The 22186-nt window shown below is 74.2% G+C and carries 20 protein-coding genes and 1 pseudogene; 6 read left to right on the top strand and 15 right to left on the bottom strand.

Translation table 11 applies throughout. The features are described from left to right. Positions 1–12 precede the first annotated feature (12 nt). The 11 genes and pseudogenes from IHE55_RS21230 to IHE55_RS21180 all read right to left on the bottom strand — a co-directional run bounded on the left by IHE55_RS21230 (position 13) and on the right by IHE55_RS21180 (position 13736). On the bottom strand, positions 13–672 hold the full coding sequence (locus tag IHE55_RS21230) for a hypothetical protein (RefSeq protein WP_197990473.1): 660 nt from the start codon (positions 670–672) through the stop codon (positions 13–15). Next, positions 672–1970, bottom strand: a complete 1299-nt coding sequence (locus IHE55_RS21225; protein WP_197990472.1) for an AAA family ATPase — start codon at positions 1968–1970, stop codon at positions 672–674. The genes IHE55_RS21230 and IHE55_RS21225 overlap by 1 nt, the downstream gene beginning before the upstream one ends. Before the next feature lie 102 nt (positions 1971–2072). After that, positions 2073–3581, bottom strand: a complete 1509-nt coding sequence (gatB, locus tag IHE55_RS21220; protein WP_197990471.1) for an Asp-tRNA(Asn)/Glu-tRNA(Gln) amidotransferase subunit GatB — start codon at positions 3579–3581, stop codon at positions 2073–2075. A 32-nt stretch (positions 3582–3613) separates the two neighbouring features. Then, on the bottom strand, positions 3614–3853 hold the full coding sequence (locus IHE55_RS21215; RefSeq protein WP_197990470.1) for a hypothetical protein: 240 nt from the start codon (positions 3851–3853) through the stop codon (positions 3614–3616). Positions 3854–4025: 172 nt separating this feature from the next. Next, positions 4026–5519 (bottom strand): Asp-tRNA(Asn)/Glu-tRNA(Gln) amidotransferase subunit GatA, encoded by a 1494-nt coding sequence (gatA, locus tag IHE55_RS21210; RefSeq protein WP_197990469.1) that lies wholly within the window; start codon positions 5517–5519, stop codon positions 4026–4028. Between the two features lie 4 nt (positions 5520–5523). After that, entirely contained in the window at positions 5524–5820 is a 297-nt protein-coding gene (gene gatC / locus IHE55_RS21205) for an Asp-tRNA(Asn)/Glu-tRNA(Gln) amidotransferase subunit GatC (RefSeq protein ID WP_197990468.1), read from the bottom strand. 982 nt (positions 5821–6802) lie between these two features. Then, positions 6803–8840 (bottom strand): annotated as a pseudogene (locus tag IHE55_RS21200) (putative bifunctional diguanylate cyclase/phosphodiesterase); the annotation flags it as partial. Positions 8841–9060: 220 nt separating this feature from the next. Continuing rightward, entirely contained in the window at positions 9061–11262 is a 2202-nt protein-coding gene (gene ligA, locus IHE55_RS21195) for an NAD-dependent DNA ligase LigA (RefSeq protein ID WP_197990467.1), read from the bottom strand. A gap of 15 nt (positions 11263–11277) precedes the next feature. Continuing rightward, complete coding sequence (locus IHE55_RS21190; RefSeq protein ID WP_197990466.1) at positions 11278–12303, bottom strand: methionine synthase; 1026 nt, start codon at positions 12301–12303, stop codon at positions 11278–11280. A gap of 178 nt (positions 12304–12481) precedes the next feature. Then, a complete protein-coding gene (locus IHE55_RS21185; RefSeq protein ID WP_197990465.1) occupies positions 12482–13171 on the bottom strand; it encodes an SDR family oxidoreductase in 690 nt (229 codons plus the stop codon). A 25-nt stretch (positions 13172–13196) separates the two neighbouring features. Continuing rightward, positions 13197–13736 (bottom strand): LOG family protein, encoded by a 540-nt coding sequence (locus IHE55_RS21180; RefSeq protein WP_197990464.1) that lies wholly within the window; start codon positions 13734–13736, stop codon positions 13197–13199. Positions 13737–13882: 146 nt separating this feature from the next. Between IHE55_RS21180 and IHE55_RS21175 the strand changes: the two genes are divergently transcribed. Further along, positions 13883–14767 carry an alpha/beta fold hydrolase gene (locus IHE55_RS21175; protein WP_197990463.1) on the top strand — a complete coding sequence of 295 codons (885 nt, stop codon included), beginning with the start codon at positions 13883–13885 and terminating at the stop codon, positions 14765–14767. A 78-nt stretch (positions 14768–14845) separates the two neighbouring features. Here the strand turns inward: IHE55_RS21175 and IHE55_RS21170 are convergent, their stop codons facing one another. Continuing rightward, a complete protein-coding gene (locus IHE55_RS21170) occupies positions 14846–15301 on the bottom strand; it encodes an ATP-binding protein (RefSeq protein WP_197990462.1) in 456 nt (151 codons plus the stop codon). A gap of 166 nt (positions 15302–15467) precedes the next feature. Between IHE55_RS21170 and IHE55_RS21165 the strand changes: the two genes are divergently transcribed. Genes IHE55_RS21165 through IHE55_RS21155 form a run of 3 tightly spaced genes read left to right on the top strand, consistent with a single transcriptional unit; the run spans position 15468 to position 17144 of the window. After that, positions 15468–16313, top strand: coding sequence for a helix-turn-helix domain-containing protein (locus tag IHE55_RS21165; RefSeq protein WP_197990461.1), 846 nt, complete (start codon positions 15468–15470; stop codon positions 16311–16313). Positions 16314–16319: 6 nt separating this feature from the next. After that, a complete protein-coding gene (locus IHE55_RS21160; RefSeq protein ID WP_197990460.1) occupies positions 16320–16535 on the top strand; it encodes a DUF397 domain-containing protein in 216 nt (71 codons plus the stop codon). Between the two features lie 27 nt (positions 16536–16562). Then, the gene (locus IHE55_RS21155) at positions 16563–17144 is read left to right on the top strand and encodes a YdeI/OmpD-associated family protein (RefSeq protein ID WP_197990459.1); all 582 of its coding nucleotides are present in this window, start codon (positions 16563–16565) and stop codon (positions 17142–17144) included. Here IHE55_RS21155 and mnmA read toward each other — a convergent pair. Beyond that, a complete protein-coding gene (gene mnmA / locus IHE55_RS21150) occupies positions 17141–18304 on the bottom strand; it encodes a tRNA 2-thiouridine(34) synthase MnmA (protein ID WP_197990458.1) in 1164 nt (387 codons plus the stop codon). The two genes, IHE55_RS21155 and mnmA, sit on opposite strands and share 4 nt — an antisense overlap. A gap of 270 nt (positions 18305–18574) precedes the next feature. Here mnmA and IHE55_RS21145 point away from each other — a divergent pair, with 270 nt between their 5' ends. Then, the gene (locus tag IHE55_RS21145) at positions 18575–19333 is read left to right on the top strand and encodes an N-acetylmuramoyl-L-alanine amidase (protein WP_197990457.1); all 759 of its coding nucleotides are present in this window, start codon (positions 18575–18577) and stop codon (positions 19331–19333) included. A gap of 269 nt (positions 19334–19602) precedes the next feature. Then, entirely contained in the window at positions 19603–20013 is a 411-nt protein-coding gene (locus IHE55_RS21140; protein WP_197990456.1) for a RidA family protein, read from the top strand. Between the two features lie 124 nt (positions 20014–20137). Here IHE55_RS21140 and IHE55_RS21135 read toward each other — a convergent pair whose 3' ends face one another. Together IHE55_RS21135 and IHE55_RS21130 are read right to left on the bottom strand one after the other, a co-directional pair. Beyond that, complete coding sequence (locus tag IHE55_RS21135) at positions 20138–21307, bottom strand: cysteine desulfurase family protein (protein WP_197990455.1); 1170 nt, start codon at positions 21305–21307, stop codon at positions 20138–20140. An 83-nt stretch (positions 21308–21390) separates the two neighbouring features. Beyond that, the gene (locus IHE55_RS21130) at positions 21391–22050 is read right to left on the bottom strand and encodes a trimeric intracellular cation channel family protein (RefSeq protein WP_197990454.1); all 660 of its coding nucleotides are present in this window, start codon (positions 22048–22050) and stop codon (positions 21391–21393) included. Positions 22051–22186 lie beyond the last annotated feature (136 nt).

The raw sequence follows: 22186 nt of genomic DNA, 5'->3' as shown, positions 1-22186 counted from the left end.
GCGGGCGGCGCCTCAGAGGTATCCCAGGCCGGCGAGCGCGGCCTCGGTCTCCTCGACCCATGCGCGGTACGACGGCACCTGCGCGAGCACTCCGAGGTCCGTTCGCTGCACCAGCGCCTCGGCCGCGTCCGTCAGCGTCTCGTGGGCCTGGTCGCCGAGCAGCGCCTTCCACACCTGTTTGGGGCCGAGCTTGGCCTTCTTCGCGGAGGGGAGCGCCACGTTCTTCTCGACGGCCGCGGGCTTGGCGTACGGGTAGTCCGCCGTCTCGATGCCGGGCACGACGGCCTCCAGGGCCTTCCGGTCGGCCAGCATCCACGATTCCGTCATCAGCACGGGAACCAGCAGCACGGGCACCGCTGCCCGCTCGGCCGAGCGGCGCCGGTCGGCGAGCTCGGCCGCGATCTTCTCCGCCTTGCCGCGTTCGTCGGCGTCGCAGTGGACGAACAGCAGGTGGCAGTCCTGCGCCAGGTCCCAGGCGGCGTCGATGACGGCCGCCGTCCCGCCGGAGCCGGTGGTGCGGGCCGGAGCGATCTCGCAGTCCGCCACCGCCACCGTGTGGTGGCTCTTCGCGAGCAGCAGGGCGTCCAGCTGCTTCTTGATCAGCTTGCCGAGGTACGGCTCGTCGCTGCTGCCCTCGGCGATCAGTCCCGGCCGCAGCGGTCGCTCCCCCACTACGCCCCCTGTGCCAGCCGGCGGAGCAGGCGGTCCACCTGCTGCGGTGACATGGTCTCGCCCGGTTCCTCGGACAGGTCACGTTCGCGCAGCGGACGGGCGACCGAGACCCGGGACACGGCCTGGCGCTGCGGATCCACCCGGTCCACCTGTTCCATGAAGACCAGGCTCCCGGTCAGATCGGTCCGCAGCGCCGCGAGCAGCGCCGGCGAGTGCGTGCTGGCGAGCAGCTGACGGAACGGCGCGCCGCTCCCGGCCGGGTCCGCGCCGCAGCCGCGCCGCAGCCGCCGCACCAGGTCGGCGACACGCGTCGGGTGCATGCCGTTCTCGATCTCCTCCACACACAGGGTGCCCCGGCGCAACGGGTCGGCGCAGGCCGCGAGGAGCGCGAGCGTACGGACGGTGCCGTCGGAGAGGAGGGGCGGCGCGGTCCAGCCGGTGTGCTCGAACTCGACCTCGTAGTCGAATTCCTGCCGGCTCTCCAGGTACCGGGTGCGGACGTCCCGCACGCCCTCCACCACCCCGGCGAGGTCGGCGACCAGCCGCCGCCAGGCGGTGGGGGCCTCGCTCTCGATCCGGTCCAGCACCAGCGGGAGGTTCCGGCCGTCGTGGTCCAGCGGGGCGTCCGGCCCCACCGGCACCAGGCCCCGCATCGCCTCCGGGGAGAGCAGCAGCGGCTGCCAGCCGGCGCACTCCCGCAGCACCAGGGAGACCAGCTCGGCGGGACCGCCCTCGCCGGCGGGCGGGGGCGTCCCGGGGCCGGGCGGATGGGCGGCGAAGCCATGGTCCAGGATCCTCAGGTGCGGCGTCCTGGTGCGGAGCAGAAAGGCGCGGCGCGCCGCGGCGATCGCCTCGCGCATCTCCGTACCGAGCCCGAGCCGGTCCATCCAGTCCCGGTTCTTCAGGCTGCTCACCCACACGGCGCTCCGCGCGGGGTCGAGGACCGCCCGCCCCGGTCTGCGGCCCGGTCCCGGTTCGTACCGGGCCACGAGCCGGACCCGGAGGGGCAGCGGCCCGTCCGGCGAGCGCACCAGCGCGCCCACCGTGATGGTGAAGTCCTCGCGCACCGGCCGCCCCTCCGGCCCGCCGCGGTGGAACAGGTCCCGCGCCGCGAACCTGCGGTCGGCGGCGACCGTCGCCTCGAAGCCGTCCCGCAACGTGCCCGAGACCAGCCGCAGCGCGTCGAAGAAGTTGGACTTGCCCGCCGCGTTGAGGCCGAGCACGACCATGACCGGCGGTACGTCCAGCCGGAAGTCCAGGAACGACTTGAAGCCGTCGATCCGCACCTGGGTGATCATGCTGCGCTCCTCGTCCGGGCTCCGGCGGTCTCTCGGCAGACGCGGCGGCGGGCACCCCCCTTCCGGGGAGCACCCGCCGCCACGGTAACGGCTGAGGCCGCGTCAGCCCTGGACGCCGAGCTTCTCCAGGATCAGCTCGCGCACCCGGGCGGCGTCGGCCTGGCCGCGGGTGGCCTTCATGACCGCGCCGACCAGCGCGCCGGCCGCGGCCACCTTGCCGCCGCGGATCTTGTCGGCGATGGCCGCGTTGGCGGCGATGGCCTCGTCCACGGCGGTACCCAGGGCCCCCTCGTCGGAGACGACCTTCAGGCCCCGGCGCTCCACCACGGTGTCCGGGTCGCCCTCGCCGGCCAGCACGCCCTCGATGACCTGGCGGGCCAGCTTGTCGTTGAGCGAGCCCTCCTTCACCAGGGAGCACACCCGGGCCACCTGGGCCGGGGTGATCTCCAGGGCGGCGAGGTCGGTGCCGGACTCGTTGGCGCGGCGGGCCAGCTCGCCCATCCACCACTTCCGCGCGGCGGCGGCGTCCGCACCCGCGTCGATGGTGGCGGTGATCAGGTCGATGGCGCCCGCGTTGAGCACCGACTGCATCTCGTGCTCGGAGATGCCCCACTCCTCGCGGAGCCGGTTGCGGCGCACCCGCGGCAGCTCGGGCAGCCCGGCCCGCAGCTCCTCGACCCACTCGCGGGAGGGGGCCACCGGGACCAGGTCGGGCTCGGGGAAGTAGCGGTAGTCCTCCGCCTCCTCCTTGACCCGGCCCGAGGTGGTGGAGCCGTCCTCCTCGTGGAAGTGGCGGGTCTCCTGGATGATGGTGCCGCCGGCGCCGAGCACGGCCGCGTGGCGCATGATCTCGAAGCGCGCCGCCCGCTCCACCGAGCGCAGCGAGTTGACGTTCTTCGTCTCCGAGCGGGTGCCGAACTTCTCGGCGCCCCGGGGCCGCAGCGACAGGTTGACGTCGCAGCGCATCTGGCCCATCTCCATCCGGGCCTCGGAGACGCCCAGCGCCTTGATCAGCTCGCGCAGCTCGGCCACGTACGCCTTGGCGACCTCCGGGGCGCGCTCCCCGGCGCCGACGATGGGCTTGGTGACGATCTCGATGAGCGGGATGCCGGCCCGGTTGTAGTCGAGCAGCGAGTGCGAGGCGCCGTGGATGCGGCCGGTGGCACCACCGACGTGGGTGGACTTGCCGGTGTCCTCCTCCATGTGGGCGCGCTCGATCTCGACCCGGAAGACCTCGCCGTCCTCCAACTGGACGTCCAGGTACCCGTTGTAGGCGATCGGCTCGTCGTACTGGGAGGTCTGGAAGTTCTTCGGCATGTCCGGATAGAAGTAGTTCTTCCGGGCGAAGCGGCACCACTCGGCGATCTCGCAGTTGAGCGCGAGGCCGATCTTGATGGCGGACTCCACGCCGGTCGCGTTGACGACCGGCAGGGAGCCGGGCAGGCCGAGGCAGACGGGGCAGGTCTGCGTGTTGGGCTCCGCCCCCAGGGCGGTGGAGCACCCGCAGAACATCTTGGTCTTGGTGCCCAGCTCGACGTGTACCTCAAGCCCCATCACGGGCTCGTAGACGGCGAGCGCGTCCTCGTACGGCACCAGTTCAGTGACGGTCACGGAAAACTAACCTTTCAGTCCGCTCGGTCAGCTCAGTCCGCGAGGACGTCGTCGTCGCCGATGCGCTTGAGCTCCCGCACCAGCAGGGCGACGCTGGTGACCACGGCGGCGGCGGAGACGGCCGCGTCGATCAGCTGCAGCGTGTCCTGCTCGATGCGGGCCTTCTTGACCTGCTTGATGATGCCCAGGGCGCCGAAGAGCGTGGTGCCGATGGACAGGTACGTGCCGGGCCGGGACTTCTTGAAGCCCTTGGCCTTCTTCAGAGCGCTCACAGCGTGCCTCCGTTCTGCCCCCGGGCGGGTGGCCCGGGGCGTGCCCCCGTGCCACCGGGGCGGCACGGGGGTGCGGGATTCGTGGTCGGGTGCGGCCCGGTGGCCGGTCCGTCGCCCGCCGCGGCCCGGGACCGGCCGCGCAGGGCGCGGCCGGGTCCGTGGGGTGCGGCGGTCACAGCGACGGTGCCTCCTCCAGCAGCGGGTGGCCCCACCGGGCGGTGAACGCGGCCTCGACGGCGGCGCCCACCCGGTACAGGCGGTCGTCGGCCATGGCCGGGGCGATGATCTGCAGGCCCACCGGCAGCCCGTCCTCGGGCGCCAGGCCGCACGGCAGGGACATCGCCGCGTTGCCCGCCAGGTTGGTCGGGATGGTGCACAGGTCCGCCAGGTACATCGCCATCGGGTCGTCGGCGCGCTCGCCGATCGGGAAGGCGGTGGTGGGCGTGGTCGGCGAGACGATCACGTCCACCTGCTCGAAGGCCTGCTCGAAGTCCTGCTTGATGAGCGTGCGGACCTTCTGGGCGGAGCCGTAGTAGGCGTCGTAGTAGCCGGACGACAGGGCGTAGGTGCCCAGCATGATCCGGCGCTTGACCTCGGCGCCGAAGCCGGCCTCGCGGGTGAGCGAGGTGACCTCCTCGGCCGACCGGGTGCCGTCGTCGCCGACCCGCAGGCCGTACCGCATGGCGTCGAAGCGGGCCAGGTTGGAGGAGCACTCGGAGGGCGCGATGAGGTAGTACGCGGCCAGCGCCAGGTCGAAGGAGGGGCAGTCCAGCTCGACGATCTCGGCGCCCAGCTCCTTGAGCAGCGCCACCGACTCCTCGAAGCGCTGCATCACGCCGGCCTGGTAGCCCTCGCCGCGGAACTGCTTGACCACGCCGACCCGCATGCCCTCCACCGAGCCGTTGCGGGCGGCCTCGACCACCGGCGGCACCGGCGCGTCGATGGAGGTGGAGTCCAGCGGGTCGTGCCCGGCGATCACCTCGTGCAGCAGCGCCGCGTCCAGCACGGTGCGGGCGCACGGCCCGCCCTGGTCGAGGGAGGAGGAGAAGGCCACCATGCCGTAGCGGGAGACCGCGCCGTAGGTGGGCTTGACGCCGACGGTGCCGGTGACGGCCGCCGGCTGGCGGATCGAGCCGCCGGTGTCGGTGCCGATGGCCAGCGGCGCCTGGTACGAGGCGAGGGCGGCGGAGGAACCGCCGCCGGAACCGCCCGGGATGCGGGTGAGGTCCCACGGGTTGCCGGTGGGGCCGTAGGCGCTGTTCTCGGTGGAGGACCCCATGGCGAACTCGTCCATGTTGGTCTTGCCGAGGATGACGACGTCCGCGTCCTTGAGCCGGCGGGTGAGCGTGGCGTCGTACGGCGGCACCCAGCCCTCAAGGATCTTGGAACCGACGGTGGTCGGCACGCCCTTGGTGGTGAAGATGTCCTTGAGCGCCAGCGGCACCCCGGCCAGCGGGCCGAGCTTCTCGCCGCGCTCCCGCTTCTCGTCCACGGCGCGGGCCTGGGCGAGGGCGCCGGCCCGGTCGACGTGCAGGAAGGCGTGGACCTTCTCGTCCACCGCGTCGATGCGCGCCAGGTGGGCCTCGGTGACCTCGACGGCGGTGACCTCGCCGGACGCGATCTTCGCGGCGGTCTCGGCCGCGGTGAGCCTGGTCAGATCAGCCATGTGATTACTCCTCCCCCAGGATCTGCGGCACCTTGAAACGCTGCTGCTCCTGGGCGGGGGCGCCGGAGAGCGCCTCCTGCGGGGTCAGCGAGGGACGGACCTCGTCCGGGCGCATGACGTTGGTCAGCGGCAGCGGGTGGGAGGTCGGCGGTACGTCTTGGTCGGCGACCTCGGAGACGCGGGCGACCGCGCCGATGATGTCGTCGAGCTGTCCGGCGAAGTGGTCGAGCTCTTCGTCGCGCAGCTCCAGACGCGCCAGCCGGGCGAGGTGGGCGACCTCCTCGCGCGTGATGCCAGGCATGCAGCGATCCTCAGGGTGAGTGTGGAGTGTTTCGCGGCCAATCCTATGGCTCGGCGGGTGCTACGGGCGAAACACGTACCGTCGCGGCCCGGCGCGGGGCCTCTCGGCGGCGGGCCCAGGTCCCGGCGGGCGCCGGGAGCGGGCCCGCCCGCGGTGCCCGGGCGGACGTCCGCGCGGTCGCGGCGGCGGTCGCCCCGGGGCGGACGTCCGGCCCGGCGCGGGGTCGCTCGGCGGCGGGCCGGGGTCCCCGGGCGCGGGCCCGTTCCGGACGCCGGTGCCGGTGCGCCGCCCCGCCCGGGGCGGGCCCCTGACCCGGGGTGGGTGGCGCGGTCGGCGCGGGCCCGGCTCAGGTGACCGACTGGTCCGCCTCGCGGTCGGCGGTGGTGGTGGCCGCCGCGGTGGCGGCGACCTCGGGCTGCGGGCCGTCCAGCGGCACCGCCGCCGGGGCGAGCGGCTCGGGCTCGATGAGCGGCGCGGACTCGGCGAGCGGGACCGGCTCCACCGGTGTCCCGGCCCCGGTGCGCGGGCACGGCCGCAGCGGGACCGGGCCGGCGGCCGGTTCCGGCTCGGGGAAGGGTCCAGGGGTCCCGGGCGGGCCGGGGGCCGCCCGGGGCGGTGACGCGCGGCGCGCCGGACCCGCCCGTTCCGCCGGTCTGCCGTGAACCGCCCACCGCCCGCGCCCCGTCGGAGGGTCTCGCCCCGCCGGAGTTCCGCGTGCCACCGGAGGTCCGCGTGCCACCGGAGGTCCTCGCCCCGTCGGAGCCGCGCGCCCCGCCCGGGGTCCGCGCGCCGTCCGGGGTCCGCGCCCCGCCGGGGGCCTTCGCCGGGCCGGAGCCCCGCGTCCCGCCGGCGGCCTTCGCCGAGCCCGGGCCGGGCGGCAGGGCGGGGCCGGCCGGCCCGCGCGCACCGCCGGCCGCGGCGGGCCGGGTTCCGTCGGCCGGCGCGGGCCGGACGGCGGCGGGCCCGCCGGCCGCACCGGCGCCGCGGCCGGTGCCCTCGCCGCGGGTGCGCAGCCAGGCCGTGGTCTCCTCCGGCGGCATCGCCGCGGCGACCAGCCAGCCCTGCACCGCGTCGCAGCCCAGGTCGCGCAGCCGCTCCCAGGTCTCGTCGTCCTCGACGCCCTCGGCGACCACCAGCAGTCCGAGGGAGTGGGCGAGGTCCACGGTGCAGCGCACGATCTCGGCGTCCTCGTTGTCCACCGCCAGCCGGGCCACGAAGGACCGGTCGATCTTCAGCTCGCTGACCGGCAGCCGCCGCAGGTGGACCAGGGAGGAGTACCCGGTGCCGAAGTCGTCCAGGGACATCTTCACGCCGTGGCCGGCGAGTCCGGCGAGGGTGTCGGCGGCCCGCTGCGGGTCCTCCAGCAGCACGTGTTCGGTGATCTCCAGTTGCAGCGCGCCGGGCGGGACGCCGTGCCGGGCGAGCCGTCCGGCGACCGCGCCGGCGAAGCCGGGGGTGTGCACGTCGCGCGGGGAGACGTTGACCGCGACCGGCACCTCCAGGCCGTCGGCCCGCCACCGGGCGACCTGGCCGAGCGCGGTCTCCAGCACGTACTCGGTCAGCCGGGGCATCAGCCCGGAGCTCTCGGCGATGGCGATGAACTCGTCGGGCGGGACCCGGCCGCGGTCCGGGTGCGCCCAGCGGACCAGCGCCTCCAGCCCGGCGACGTGGCCGTCGAAGCCGACCTTGGGCTGGTAGTGGAGTTCGACCTGGCCGGCGTCGAGGGCGCGGCGCAGGTCGCCCAGGAGGCCCAGCCGGTCGGGGGTGTTGCCGTCCCGCCGGGCCTCGTACACCTCGGCGCCGCTGCGGTCCCGCTTCGCCTGGTACATCGCCACGTCGGCGCGGCGCAGCAGCCCTTCGGCGTCCTGCGCGTGGTCGGGGTAGACGGCGACCCCGGCGCTCGCCTCCAGCACCAGGGTGAGCCCGTCGAGGTCGAGCGGGGAGCCGAGCGCCGAGATGAGGTTGCGGGCCACCCGCTGGGCGCTGGTGAGGGAGTCGGCGGTGGGCAGCAGGACGGCGAACTCGTCGCCGCCGAGCCGGGCCGCCTCGGCGCCCCGGGGCAGTGCCAGCCGGAGCCGTTCGGCGATCTGGAGCAGCAGCCGGTCGCCGGCGAGGTGGCCGAGGGTGTCGTTGACCGAGCGGAAGCGGTCCAGGTCGATGAGGACCAGGGCGGTCCGCACGCCCTCCCGTTCGGCCTCGTCCAGGGCGGTCCAGGTGCGGTCCAGCAGCCACTGGCGGTTGGGCAGTCCGGTCAGCGGGTCCCGCAGCTGCTCCTCGGCGCGGACCCGGGCGATCCACAGGGTGGAGTCCAGGGCGATCAGCGGCACCGCGAACAGCGGGAGCATCAGCGGGCGGTGGTCGGCGACGACCACGATGAGCGGGGAGATGCCCAGCAGCGCGACGCCGACCAGGGCCTGCCGGACCAGCGCGGTGCGGGCGACGGTGCGCAGGGCGGTGCCGGGCTGGGCGAGGGCGAACCACAGCAGCGCCCGGGTGACCAGCAGATAGCCGAAAGCCGCCAGCGCCACCTGCGGGACGTGGTACAGCTCCCAGCCGTCGGGGTGCCAGGCGTGTTCCACCGAGGGCACGGTCCCGAAGGCGGCGAGGGTGAGCGCGGCGGCGCCCAGGCCCAGGATGTCGATGGAGCCGTGCAGCAGGGCCTGCCGCCAGCGGTGCCGGCGGGCGGCGCCGACCAGGACGACGACGGCGAGGCTGATCAGGACCGCGGGCAGCCAGCCGAAGAGCAGCAGGGTGGCCAGGGTCAGCGCGGCGCCGGAGCCGGTGCCGCCCCACCAGCGGTCCCGGCCCAGGGCGACCAGGTGGCCCACGATCAGGCCGGTGAGGACGGCGAGCGACCAGCCCACGGTGCCGTCGGGGAAGAGCGCCCGGCCCCGGTCGAGCGTCCGGTAGATCCCGGCGCCGAAGGCGACGGCGGCGACCACCAGGGCCGCGGTGGGCAGGGTCGGCTGCACCAGACGGCGCAGCCGCGACGCCGGGGCGGCACTGTCGGTCGGTTCCATACCCGTCCCTCTCACAGCCGGCGGTGCCCGCGCCACGGCAGGCGCACTCCTCAACAGTAGGCGGCAGACGGCGGCGGCGGGCGGCGATCGGCAGCGGTTGCCCGAATGCCACCCGGCCATCCGTGACCATCTGGTATGCGCTGTAAGGGTGATGCCCGCTGGCCGACCGGGGAACTACCCGGGACCGAATATGGCCTACTCCGTATGGCTGATGGGGCGTCTATTCCGGTGAAGTGAGGGCCACCTCCCGGGCGGCTTCGGGCCCTTGTTCGAGGAGCACGGTGAATCCGGCGTCGTCGAGCACGGGGACTTTCAGCTGCATCGCCTTGTCGTATTTCGAGCCGGGGTTGTCCCCGACGACGACAAATCCGGTCTTCTTCGACACCGCGCCGGTGACTTTCGCGCCACGGCTCTGCAGCGCTTCCTTGGCGGCGTCCCGGGTGTAGGACGCCAGGGTTCCGGTGACCACGACGGTGACGCCCTCCAGCGGGCGCGGCCCTTCGTCCTCACCGCCGGCTTCCTCCATCCGGACTCCGGCGGCGCGCCATTTCCGGATGATTTCGCGGTGCCAGTCCTCGGCGAACCACTGCTTGACCGAGGCGGCGATGGTCGGGCCGACGCCTTCGACGGCGGCCAGTTCCGCCTCGTCGGCCTCCGCGATCCGGTCGATGGACCGGAATTCCCGGGCGAGTGCCACGGCGGCCACCGGTCCCACGTGGCGGATGGACAGGCCGGTGATGATCCGGGCGAGCGGGCGGTCCTTGGCGGCCTCGATCTTCTCCAGCATCGCCAGGGTGTTCTTCTTCGGCTCGCCCTTCTGGTTGGCGAAGAAGGTGACGATCTTCTCCTCGCCGGTTTTCGGGTCGCGCTTGGGCAGTCCGCTGTCCGGGTCCAGGACGTAGGAGCGGATCGGCAGCAGCTGTTCGATGTCGAGGGTGAACAGGTCGCCCTCGTCGCGCAGCGGCGGTTCGGCGGGCTCCAGCGGCCGGGTGAGCGCGGCGGCGGCCACGTAGCCGAGGTTCTCGATGTCCAGGCACTTGCGGCCGGCCAGGTAGAAGATCCGCTCGCGCAGCTGGGCGGGGCAGGAGCGGGCGTTGGGGCAGCGCAGGTCGACGTCGCCCTCCTTCATGGGCTGCAGCGCGCTGCCGCACTCCGGGCACGCGGCGGGCATCACGAACTCCCGCTCGGTGCCGTCCCGCAGGTCGGTGACCGGGCCGAGGATCTCGGGGATGACGTCGCCGGCCTTGCGCAGCGCCACGGTGTCGCCGATGAGCACGCCCTTGGCCTTCACCACGTCCTGGTTGTGCAGGGTGGCGAACTCCACCTCGGAGCCGGCCACGGTCACCGGCTCCACCACGGCGTAGGGGGTGACGCGCCCGGTGCGGCCCACGCCGACCCGGATGTCCAGGAGCTTGGTGTTGACCTCCTCCGGGGGGAACTTCCAGGCGATCGCCCAGCGCGGGGCGCGCGAGGTGGAGCCCAGCCGCCCCTGAAGCGGGATCTCGTCGAGCTTGACCACCACGCCGTCGATCTCGTGCTCGACCGAGTGGCGGGTCTCGCTGTCCCCGTAGGTGGCGATGAACCGGCGCACATCGTCCAGCGAGCCGGCCACCCGGTTGTGGCGGGCGGTGGGCAGGCCCCACGCGCGCAGCAGGTCGTACGCCTCGGAGAGCCGGTCGATGTCCAGGCCCTCGCGGGCGCCGATGCCGTGCACCACCATGTGCAGCGGCCGGGAGGCGGTGACCTTGGGGTCCTTCTGGCGCAGCGAGCCGGCCGCCGCGTTCCGCGGGTTGGCGAACGGCGGCTTGCCGGCCTCCACCAGGCGGGCGTTGAGGTCGTCGAAGCGCTCGCGGGGGAAGTAGACCTCGCCGCGGATCTCCACCAGCGCCGGGACCCGGTCGCCGGCCAGCCGGTCCGGGATCTCGGCGATGGTGCGGACGTTGGGGGTGATGTCCTCGCCGGTGACGCCGTCGCCGCGGGTGGCGGCGCGGGTGAGCCGGCCGTGCTCGTAGGTGAGGTTGACCGCCAGGCCGTCCACCTTCAGCTCGCACAGGAAGTGGTACGAGCCGCCGGCCGCGGCCGGCTCGCCCAGCTCGCGGGCGATGCGGTCGCCCCAGGCGGTCAGCTCCTCGTCCTCGAAGGCGTTGTCCAGGCTGAGCATCCGCTCCCGGTGCGCGACCTCGGTGAACTCCGTCTCGTAGGAGCCGGCGACCTTCTGGGTGGGCGAGTCCGGGGTGCGCAGCTCGGGGTACTCGTCCTCCAGCGCCTCCAGCGAGCGCAGCAGCCGGTCGAACTCGGCGTCGCTGATGACGGGCGCGTCCTTCACGTAGTACCGGAAGCGGTGCTCCTCGATCTCCTCGGCGAGCTGGGCGTGCTTCTCCCGTGCTTCGGCGGGCACCGTTGCTTGCTGTTCGCCGGCCACCGTCTCGTCCTCCCGTTACTCAGGGTTGTCGGCGAGCGATCTCGCCGCCCGGACGCAGTGGGCCAGCGCGGCGCGCGCGTACGCGGGCGAGGCACCCGCGAGCCCGCACGCCGGGGTGACCACCACGGACTCGGCGAGAGTCCCCGGTGACAGCCCCAGCCTGCGCCACAGCGTCCTTACCCCCATGACGCTACCGGCCGGGTCCGACAACGGGCCGTCCACCGCGGGCACCGCGCCGACGAAGAGGGTGGTACCGCCCTCCACCGCCTCCCCGATCGTCTCTTCCTCACGTTCGGTGAGCAGCGCGAGGTCGAAGGAGATTCCGGTGGCCCCGGCGCGCCGCAGCAGCGCGAAGGGTACGGCGGGGGCGCACGAGTGCACGACGACCTCGGCGCCCGCCGCGACCGCCGTCACCTCGCGCAGGGCGCCCTCGACCACGCCCCGGTCCACCGCGCGGTGGGTGCGGTAGCCGCTGGCGGTGCGGACCGATCCGGTGAGCACCGCCGTCAGCGAGGGCTCGTCGAGCTGGAGCACCGGCCGGGCGCCGGGCACCCGGCGCCGTACCTCGGCGAGGTGGTGGCGCAGCCCCTCGGCGAGCGAGGCGGCCAGGTCCCGGCAGGCGCCGGGGTCACTGATCGCGGCCTCGCCGTTGCGGAGTTCCAGGGCGGCGGCGAGCGTCCAGGGGCCGACCGCCGAGATCTTCAGCGCGCCGGTGTAGCCCTGGGTGAACTCCTCCAGCGCGTCCAGGTCCTCGCGCAGCCAGGAGCGGGCCCGCCGGGTGTCCCGTCCGGGCCGGTCGCTGATCCGCCAGCCGCTGGGCTCCACATGGGCGTACAGCTCCGCCAGCAGTCCGGCGGTGCGGCCGATCATGTCGGCGCCGGGGCCCCGGGCGGGCAGCTCCGGCAGGTACGGCAGGGCCTCCAGGGACCCGGTCACGGTCTTCGCCGCCTCGCGGGCGTCGCCGCCCGGCATGGAGCCGATGCCGGTGGCGGTGCCCGGTCCCCAGCTGGTCTTCTTCTCGTCGCTCGCGTTCTCGCTCACGCCCCGAAGCGTACGAGGGGGCGGGCGCGGATCCGAAAATCCGCGCCCCGCCACCACGCCGCCCGGGCCGGGAACGGGCGCCCGGACGGTCCGGGACGCCCCCGGTGCCCCGCACACCGTCCGCGAGCGGTCACCGGCACGGGGCCGGTCACCGGGGCGGGCGGGGCCGGTTCCGGCGTCAGCCCTGCGGGCGCACCGACAGGTCGGTGATCTCCGCGCCGGGCGGCAGGTCCAGCGCGGTGAGGATGGTGGTGGCCACCGACTCGGGGGTGATCCAGCGGCCGGGGTCGTACTCCTTGCCCTCCTGCCGGTGCACCTTCTCCTGCATCGGGGTGGCGGTGCGGCCGGGGTAGACGGAGGTGACCCGCACCCCGTTGCCGGACTCCTCCCAGCGCAGCGCGTCGGCGAGCGCCTTCAGCCCGTGCTTGCTCGCCGCGTAGGCGCCCCACTGGGCGTTGGCCCGCAGGCCGGCGCCGGAGTTGACGAAGAGCACGTGCCCCTGGGCCACCCGCAGCTGCGGCAGCAGCAGCCGGGTCAGCTCGGCCGGGGCCACCAGGTTGGCGGCGAGCTGCTGGTTCCACACCTTCGGGGTCAGCTCCCCGACCGTCCCCAGCTCCACCACGCCGGCGATGTGCAGCAGCGAGTCGAGCCGGTCCGGCAGGGTCTGGTGCCCGAACGCCCAGGACAGCCGCTCCGGCTCGGCCAGGTCGCCCACCAGCGTCTTCGCGCCCGGGAAGCGCGCGGCCAGCTCCTTGGCCCGGCCGGCGTCCCGCGCCAGCAGCCACAGCTGGTCGCCCCGCTCGGCGAGCCGCTCGGCGACGACGGTGCCGATACCCGAGCCGGCGCCGGTGATCAGATGTGTACGCATGCACCCATGGGTACCACGGGCCCGCTCAGACGACGCCGTGGGCCTCCTCCAGATACGCCATCGCCCCCACGCCGTCCTCCGCGAAGAAGACCAGCTCGGTGAGCGGCACCGGGAGGAAGCCCTCCGCCTCCATCCGCTGGAACTGCTGCTTGAGCCCGTCGTAGAAGCCGGCCGCGTTGAGCAGCACCACCGGCTTGGTGTGCAGGTTGTGCTTCTTCAGTTCAAGGATCTCGGTCGCCTCGTCCAGCGTGCCGGTCCCGCCCACCATGATCACGATGGCGTCGGCGCGGGCGAGCATCTCCGCCTTCCGCTCGGCGAGGTCCTTCGTGATCAGCATCTCGTCCGCGTCCGGCCGCGCCTTGGCGGCCAGGAACTCCACCGAGACCCCGACCAGCCGGCCGCCCGCCTCCTGCACCCCGTCCGCCATGACCTTCATCAGCCCGACGTTCGAGCCGCCCCACACCAGGGTGTGCCCGCCCGCCCCGATGAGCCGGGCGAACTCGCGGGCGGGGGTGGTGTAGCGGTCGTCCAGGTCGGCGGCGGAGCAGAAGACGCAGATGTTCATGCCGGTACGGTACGCCGCCCCGCTCCGGCCGCTCCGGCCCGGCCGGCCCGCCCGGGAAGCGCCCGCACGGACATCGCCGTTGACACCCGGAGAAGATAGCGAGACGATACGTCTCGTTCCGAGAACACGGTGAAGGGATTCCCGTCATGTCCGTACGCACCACCCGCTTCGTCGAGACCGCCCCCGGTGTCCGCCTGTGGACCGAGACCCGGGGCCCGGCCGACGGCACCCCGCTGCTCCTGGTCATGGGCGCGCAGGCGTCCGGCCTCGGCTGGCCGGAGGGCCTGGTGGAGCGGCTCGCGGCGCACCACCGCGTGATCCGCTACGACCACCGCGACACCGGCCGCTCCAGCTGGACCTTCGACCAGGACCCGTACCGGGTCACCGACCTCGCCGAGGACGTGGTGGCCGTACTGGACGGGCTCGGCGTCGAGAGGGCCCACCTGGTCGGGATGTCCCTGGGCGGGATGCTCACCCAGCTGGTGCTCGCCGACCACCCCGACCGGGTGCTCAGCGCCACGGTGTTCGGCACCACCGCGCTGAGCACGGCCGACCTGGTCCACCCGGACGGCACCCGCACCCCGGTGGACCGGCTCCCGGGCATCGACCCCCGGCTGCTGGAGGAGTGGGCGCGCCCCGTCGAGGACCTGGGCGAGGAGGCCGAACTGGACCGCCGGGTACGACACTGGGAGCTGCTGCACGGCGACGGGCTGCCGTTCGACGCGGAGTACTTCCGGGCCCTGGAGCGCGAGATCATCGAGCACACCGGCAGCTACCTGCCCGGTACCGCGCACGGCCGGGCCGACCACTCCGGCATGCTGCGCACGGAGGCCCTGGCCGCGAACCGGGTGCCCACACTCGTCGTCTCCGCCCCGGCCGACCCGGTGTTCCCGCCGCCGCACCCGCAGTTCCTGGCCCAGGCCATCGGCGGCGCCCGGCTCGCCGAGGTCCCGGGCCTGGGCCACTCCCTGCCGCCCGAGGTGCACGGGCCGCTGGCGGAGGTGGTCCTGTCGCACACCACGGCCCGGTGAGGGTCGCGGCCGACCGGGCCGCCGTGACCGGAACGGCGGCCCGGTCGGGACGGGCGCTCAGGCCGCCAGGGCGGGCGCTCAGGCCGCCAGGGCCGGGATCGGTGGTGGGTCACCGAGGCCCAGCTCGAACCAGACCGTCTTGCCGCCCATCCCGAACACCTCCTTCCCCAGCGAGAATCCGCCCCACCGGTCGGCGAACACCTCCAGGATGAACAGGCCGCGCCCGCACTCGTCCTCGGCGCCCGGCTTGAGCACCGCCGGCAGTTCCGGGTTGGAGTCCGAGACGCTGACCCGCAGCACGGGGTGCTCCCACCGCACCCGCACGCAGACCGGGTGGTCGGAGTAGCGGACGGAGTTGGTGGTCAGCTCGCTCGTCAGCAGCGCCGCCCGCTCGATGAGCGGATCGAGGTGGTGCGCCGTGAGCATCGTGTAGAGGGCGGCCCGGACGACCTTGGGACCGCGCGGGTCCCGGGGGAAGGAGATCTCGTACTCCCAGGGCTGCTCGAACGGCATGGGGAAGGGGTCTTTGGGCATGACAGCCACCTTCGGTGCGGAGTTCCGTCTGTGAGAGTCGCACCACAACGGTAGGGCCCCGACGCTAACAACTGTTATGCGTCTAACTCGAACGAGTGATACGAACTCCTTTTCTGCCGCGCTCGGTTGGGGAGCGGGAGACTGGCCGCAGAGGAAGGGAGGGCGCATGGGCAAGCCCCTGACGATTCGCCAGCGTCGCCTGGGAGCCGAACTTCGGCGGCTTCGCGAGGAGGCCGGGATGTCCGCATCGACGGCGGCCGGGCTTCTCGGAACCGATCGGTCGATGATTTCCAACATCGAGGCCGGACGCTTCGGAGTCAGCGAGGAACGCATCCGCCGCCTGGCCAGCGTGTACCAGTGCGACGACGAATCACTCGTCGATGGTCTGGTGCGGATGACCGAGCGTCGGCAGAAACCTTGGTGGGAGGAGTACCGCGGCAAGATTCCGCCGGGCTTTATCGATGTGTCGGAGATCGAGCACGACGCCCTACGGCTGCGCACCGTCCAGACGGCTCATCTGCCCGGGTTGCTCCAGACCGAAGAACATGCCCGCGCACTCTTCGATCTCGTCGTGCCCGCACTACCCCGGCTTGAGGTGGAACTGCGTGTCGCGCACCGCATAACCCGGCAGACGGTCATCACCGAGGAGAGGGCGACACCCTTTGTGGCGCTGATCCACGAGGCAGCACTCCGCATGCAGTTCGGCGGGAGGGATGTGGCACGGAGACAACTGGGACACCTGCTGGTGATGAGCGAGCTGGAAAACGTCACCATCCGCGTCATCCCGTTCGCGGCAGGCGGCTTCCCCATGGCCGGCGAGTCGGTTCTCTATGCCGAGGCCCGGACCTCTCGCTTGGACACCGTGCACATGGACTCACCGACCGGTGCGGTCTTCATCGACTCGCCCACGCAACTTGCCCACTTCCGAACGCTGTTCGACGTTATCGAGACGGTAGCGTTGCCGGCGGAGAAGTCGCGGGACTTCATCCTCGCAATCGCCAAGGACGCGTGAGGTGCCATGCCGGATTCGACCTGGGTCAAGTCGTCATTTTCCGAGACGGGCGGCAACGCCTGCGTCGAGCTGGCCACCACAGAGGACAACGGCATAGCCATACGCGAGAGCGAGATACCCGGCACCGTCATGGCCACCCGCCCCGCCTCACTGCGCGCGTTCCTGGGGGCCGCGAAGGCGGGGCGGTTCGACGGGCTGGGGGGCGCCACCCGGCGCCCCTGAACGCGGCCGGGCGCTAGCCTGAACCGTATGGATCAGCTCGACGGGGTGGAGATCATCGCCTGCGCGGACGGCGAAGCGTTCGAGCGCTGGCTGGCGGAGCACCACACCCGCCACGAGGGCGTGTGGATCAAGGTGGCCAAGAAGACCTCCGGCATCCCCTCCGTCACCTCGGACGAGCTGGTGGACATCGGCCTGTGCTACGGCTGGATCTCCGGCCAGCGGCGGTCCCTCGACGCCCGGCACTACCTCCAGAAGTACGTGCCCCGCCGCCCCCGCAGCCTGTGGTCGCGGGTGAACGTCGAGAAGGCCGAAGCGCTCACCGCCGCCGGCCGGATGCGCGAGCCCGGCCTCGCCGAGGTGCGGAAGGCGAAGGCCGACGGCCGGTGGGCGGCCGCGTACGAGTCGCAGCGCACCGCCACCGTGCCGCCCGACCTCGCGGCGGCGCTCGACGCCGACCCCGCGGCCAGGCGTGCCTTCGAGGCACTCGACCGCACGGCGCGGTACCTGACGATCCTCCCGCTGCTCCAGGCGGTCACCCCGGAGAGCCGGCGGGCCCGGCTCGCCAAGGCCCTGGACGCGCTGCGCGCGGCGGGCACCCCACCGGCCTAGCCCGACGCGGCGGCGGTCTCCCGGGCGCGGCGGGTGGTGGCGATGGTGGCCGAGCCGACCACCCGGGTGCCGTCGTAGAGCACGATCGCCTGGCCCGGGGCGACCCCGCGCACCGGCTCGGCGAAGGTCACCCGCAGCTCCTCGCCCACCGGCTCGGCGCGGACCTCGGTCTCGCCGCCGTGGGCACGCAGCTGGGCGGTGTACGTCCCCGGGCCGGCGGGCGGCGTGCCGCACCAGCGGGGCCGGATCGCGGTCAGCTCGGCGATGTCGAGCGCGGCGGCCGGGCCGACGGTGACGGTGTTGTTCACCGGGGAGATGTCCAGCACGTAGCGCGGCTTGCCGTCCGGCGCGGGGACGCCGATCCGCAGGCCCTTGCGCTGGCCGATGGTGTAGCCGTACGCGCCCTCGTGGGTGCCGAGCTTGTTGCCGTCCTCGTCCACGATGTCGCCCTCGGCCCGGCCCAGCCGGGAGGCGAGGAAGCCGCGGGTGTCGCCGTCGGCGATGAAGCAGATGTCGTGGCTGTCCGGCTTCTTCGCCACCGACAGCCCGCGGCGCTCGGCCTCGGCGCGGATCTCGTCCTTGGTCGTGAGGGTGTCGCCGAGCGGGAACATCGCGTGCGCCAGCTGCCGCTCGTCCAGCACGCCCAGGACGTAGCTCTGGTCCTTGGCCATGTCACTGGCGCGGTGCAGCTCCCGGCTGCCGTCCTCGCGGGTGACCACGGTCGCGTAGTGACCGGTGCACACCGCGTCGAAGCCGAGCGCGAGCGCCTTGTCCAGCAGCGCGGCGAACTTGATCTTCTCGTTGCAGCGCAGGCACGGGTTGGGGGTGCGGCCCGCCCGGTACTCGGCGACGAAGTCGTCCACCACGTCCTCGCGGAACCGCTCGGCCAGGTCCCACACGTAGAAGGGGATGCCGATGACGTCGGCGGCGCGGCGGGCGTCGCGGGAGTCCTCGATGGTGCAGCAGCCCCGCGCGCCGGTGCGGAAGGACTGCGGGTTGGCGGACAGCGCCAGGTGCACGCCGGTCACGTCGTGGCCGGCCTCGGCGGCACGGGCCGCGGCGACGGCGGAGTCCACGCCGCCGGACATGGCGGCCAGCACGCGGAGGCGACGGCCGTCGCGCGGAGCGTTCGGATCGGGGGCGCCCGGGAAGTCAGTCATAGCGCTCTCCAGGGTACGGGGCCGCCCGGGTGATCCGCGCCCCGGTTCTCACGCCGGTTCACGGCCCGTTCACGGCCCGGGCGGGCGGCGCGGGGGCGGGGGCCGCGGGGACGGCCCCGGCGGGGCGGGCGGCGCGCGGGCCGCCCTGGGCGGGAAAGGGGCGGCGCGCGGGCGGCCCCCGGCGGGAAGGGGGCGGCGTGCGGCCGGTGCGCGAGGGGCACGGACGCGGGGCGGTGGAACCGCGGCGGACCCGGGGGCGTTGTCCACACCATGAGCGATGCGCCGTCCCCGGCCCCGTCCGGCTCCCCACCGCGCCCGGCGACAGGCTGCCGCCCCGGGACGGGAGCGGGAGCGCGGCCGGGGGACCGCACGGCCGCGGACGGGCGCCCCCGGGTGCGCCGGCGCACCCTGCTGCTGGGCGGGGCGGCGGTGGCCGGGCTGGGCGCGGCGGGGGCGGCCTGGGCGGCGCGGGAGGAGCTGGAGCGGCTGTGGTGGCGCATGCCGGGCGTGGCCCTGCCGCGCCGGGAGGGCGAGGTGGACCACCCCGGGGCGCACTGGGTCGCCGCGTCCGAGGCGAACTTCCGCCGGGCGGACCGGCCGCGCGACTACCTGGTCGACCGGGTGGTGATCCACGTCGTGCAGGGCGGCTACGACTCGGCGCTGCGGGCCTTCCGCGACCCGGAGCACCGTGCCGCCACCCACTACGTGGTGCGGGAGGACGGCCGGATCGCACAGACGGTCCGGGAGCTGGACGTCGCCTTCCACGCCGGGAACCGGGCGTACAACGAGCGCAGCGTGGGCATCGAGCACGCGGGCTGGGTGGACCGCCCGGAGTCCTTCACCATGGCCATGTACCGGGCGTCGGCCGGGCTCACCGCGGCGATCTGCGCGCGGTACGGCATGGAGCCCGACCGGGCGCACGTCATCGGCCACATCGAGGTGCCGGGCGCGGACCACACCGACCCCGGGCCGCACTGGGACTGGGACCGCTATCTGCGGATGGTCCGGGCGGCCGGCCGGGGCCGCTGACCGGCCGGCCGGGGCCGCTGACCGGCCGGCCGCCGCCACCGGCGGGCGGACCGGCGGCGCCCCCGCGCGGGGGACCGGCGGCGCCCCCGCGCGGGCGGAGGCGGTGCGCCGCCAGCGGCAGCGGGGACCGGAAGCCGGGGCCGGGAGCCACGGTGGGGGGCCGGGGGCCGGGGGAAATCGGGAGGACGGCGCGGCGGGTGGTGCGCCAGGATGAGATCGCCTGTACCCCGCCCCCGTCCACCGGGGGTCGCCGCCGAAAGGGAACGCACGTGCCCCGTGCCGTCACGCTGATCCGCTCCGCCACGCTCTCCGACGTCGCCGAGTACGCCTACGCGGCCACCGCGCCCGCCGAGGCACGGCTGATCTTCCTCGCCGGGGCGTGCCCGCTCAACGACGACGGCACCACCGCGGCCGTCGGGGACTACGCCGGCCAGGCCGCCAAGGCGGTGGAGAACCTGCGGACCGCGCTCGCCGACGCCGGGGCCGTGCTGGAGGACGTGATCAGCACCCGGGTCCTGGTCGCCTCCACCCGGCAGGAGGACCTGGTCACCGCCTGGGAGGTGGTCCGGGACGCCTTCGGCGAGCACGACGTTCCCAGCACCCTGATGGGCGTGACCGTGCTGGGCTACCACGACCAGCTGGTGGAGATCGAAGCGGTGGCCGCCGTCCTCGACTCCTGACCGGCCGCCCCGCGCCGGGCGACCGTCCGGCGCGAGCCCCGGGCCGTCACCGGCGCGACCGACGCCCGAACCGGGCCGGCACGGACCGGCCCGGTTCGGTTCGGGCCCGGGGCCGGCGGGCGGCTCAGCTCAGGCCGGCGCTGCGGGCGCGTTCGACGGCCGGGCCGATCGCCGCGGCCACCGCGTCCACATCGGCCCGGGTGGAGGTGTGGCCGAGCGAGAAGCGCAGGGTGCCGCGGGCCAGGTCCGGATCGGTGCCGGTGGCCAGCACCACGTGGCTGGGCTGGGCCACCCCGGCGGTGCACGCCGACCCGGTGGAGCAGGCGATGCCCTGGGCGTCGAGCAGCAGCAGCAGCGAGTCGCCCTCGCAGCCGGGGAAGGAGAAGTGCGCGTTGGCGGGCAGCCGGCCGGCCGGGTCGGGGTCGCCGCCCAGGACCGCGTCCGGCACCGCCTCGGTGACCGCGGCGATCAGCGCGTCCCGCAGCGCGCCGACCTCGCGGGCGAAGTCCGCGCGGCGGGCCGCGGCCAGCTCCCCGGCGACCGCGAAGGCGGCGACGGCCGGTGCGTCCAGGGTGCCGGAGCGCACCTGCCGCTCCTGGCCCCCGCCGTGCAGCAGCGGGACGGGGGCGTACTCCCGGGCCAGCAGCAGCGCCCCGATCCCGTAGGGGCCGCCGATCTTGTGGCCGCTGACCGTCATCGCGGCGAGGCCGGAGGCGGCGAAGTCCACGTCGAGCTGGCCGAACGCCTGTACCGCGTCGGCGTGCAGCGGGACGCCGAACTCGGCCGCCACCGCGGCGAGTTCGGTGACCGGCAGCACGGTGCCGATCTCGTTGTTGGCCCACATCACGGTGGCCAGCGCCACATCGGCGGGGTTCCGCCCGATCGCCTCCCGCAGCGCGTCGGGCGAGACCCGGCCGTACCGGTCCACCGGCAGCCACTCCACCCGGGCAGCCTCGTGGTCGGCGAGCCAGTGCACCGCGTCGAGGACCGCGTGGTGTTCCACCGGGCTGGCCAGCACCCGGGTCCGGGCCGGGTCGGCGTCCCGCCGGGCCCAGTACAGGCCCTTCACGGCGAGGTTGTCGGCCTCCGTCCCGCCGGCGGTGAAGATCACCTCGCTCGGTCGGGCCCCGAGGGCGGCGGCGAGGGTCTCGCGGCCTTCCTCGACGGTGCGCCGGGCACGCCGGCCGGGGGCGTGCAGCGAGGAGGCGTTCCCGACGACGGTGAGCTGGGCGGTCATCGCCTGCACCGCCTCGGGAATCATCGGCGTGGTGGCGGCGTGGTCGAGGTATGCCATGGTGCGACGATTCTACGAGCCGGACGGGGAGGGTGTGACGGCCGCCGGGCGGGAACACGGCGGCCCGGGGGCACCGCGGTGACTCACATCTCCTCGGTGGCGGTGCTCCGGCGGTTCCAGGCGCGCGGCGCCCGCCACCCGAAGTGCATCGCCAGCAGCCGCACCGTGAAGGCCATGGTGGCGGCGAGCGCGCTGGTGGTGGCGTCCAGCGCGTCGAAGCGGATCAGCAGGGCGGTGGTGACCGCGCCGACCATCGCCGGGACCGCGTACAGGTCGCGGTCCCAGCGCAGCAGCGAGGGGATCTCGTTGGCGAGGACGTCCCGGAGCACCCCGCCGCCGACGGCGGTGGCCAGGCCGAGCGCGGCGGAGGAGGTCAGCCCGAGCCCGTAGTCGTACGCCTTGGTGGTGCCGGCGACGCAGAACAGCCCCAGGCCGGCCGCGTCGAAGACGCCCACGGCCCGGGTGATCCGCTCCACCTCGGGGTGGAGGAAGAAGACCAGCACCGTGGCGACCAGCGGGGTGACGAAGTACCCGAGGTCGGTGAAGGCGGTGGGCGGCAGGTCGCCGATCATCACGTCCCGGAACAGCCCGCCGCCCAGGGCGGTCACCGAGGCCAGCACGGCCATGCCGAAGACGTCGAAGTTCTTGCGGACGGCGAGCAGCGCGCCGGAGATCGCGAAGACGAAGATGCCGGCGATGTCCAGCGAGTACTGGACGGACGGGGTGAACAGATCGGTGAGCACCAGACATTTTACCTGGCCGGCAGCATGCCCCTGACATGTACCTGTGCCCCGCGCCCGGTGGGACCTCCGGCGCGCGGGCGGCCCGGCGTCCGGCCGCGGTGGGCCTGCCGCGAAGAGCCGCCCGGCCGGTCACCGG

It is taken from the genome of Streptomyces pactum, assembly GCF_016031615.1.
In the GTDB taxonomy this organism is placed as follows: Bacteria; Actinomycetota; Actinomycetes; order Streptomycetales; family Streptomycetaceae; genus Streptomyces; species Streptomyces pactus.
Note: the sequence above shows the minus strand (reverse complement) of the source record. Positions and strands in the feature narration are given on the sequence as shown.

Coding starts and splice junctions, on each gene's coding strand:
- gatA (WP_197990469.1), bottom strand. CDS start 5,519: ATGGCTGATCTGACCAGGCTCACCGCGGCCGAGACCGCCGCGAAGATC.
- IHE55_RS21135 (WP_197990455.1), bottom strand. CDS start 21,307: ATGGCATACCTCGACCACGCCGCCACCACGCCGATGATTCCCGAGGCG.
- IHE55_RS21170 (WP_197990462.1), bottom strand. CDS start 15,301: ATGCCCAAAGACCCCTTCCCCATGCCGTTCGAGCAGCCCTGGGAGTAC.
- IHE55_RS21225 (WP_197990472.1), bottom strand. CDS start 1,970: ATGATCACCCAGGTGCGGATCGACGGCTTCAAGTCGTTCCTGGACTTC.
- IHE55_RS21185 (WP_197990465.1), bottom strand. CDS start 13,171: ATGCGTACACATCTGATCACCGGCGCCGGCTCGGGTATCGGCACCGTC.
- IHE55_RS21160 (WP_197990460.1), top strand. CDS start 16,320: ATGCCGGATTCGACCTGGGTCAAGTCGTCATTTTCCGAGACGGGCGGC.
- IHE55_RS21180 (WP_197990464.1), bottom strand. CDS start 13,736: ATGAACATCTGCGTCTTCTGCTCCGCCGCCGACCTGGACGACCGCTAC.
- IHE55_RS21165 (WP_197990461.1), top strand. CDS start 15,468: ATGGGCAAGCCCCTGACGATTCGCCAGCGTCGCCTGGGAGCCGAACTT.
- IHE55_RS21145 (WP_197990457.1), top strand. CDS start 18,575: ATGAGCGATGCGCCGTCCCCGGCCCCGTCCGGCTCCCCACCGCGCCCG.
- IHE55_RS21155 (WP_197990459.1), top strand. CDS start 16,563: ATGGATCAGCTCGACGGGGTGGAGATCATCGCCTGCGCGGACGGCGAA.
- IHE55_RS21175 (WP_197990463.1), top strand. CDS start 13,883: ATGTCCGTACGCACCACCCGCTTCGTCGAGACCGCCCCCGGTGTCCGC.
- gatC (WP_197990468.1), bottom strand. CDS start 5,820: ATGCCTGGCATCACGCGCGAGGAGGTCGCCCACCTCGCCCGGCTGGCG.
- mnmA (WP_197990458.1), bottom strand. CDS start 18,304: ATGACTGACTTCCCGGGCGCCCCCGATCCGAACGCTCCGCGCGACGGC.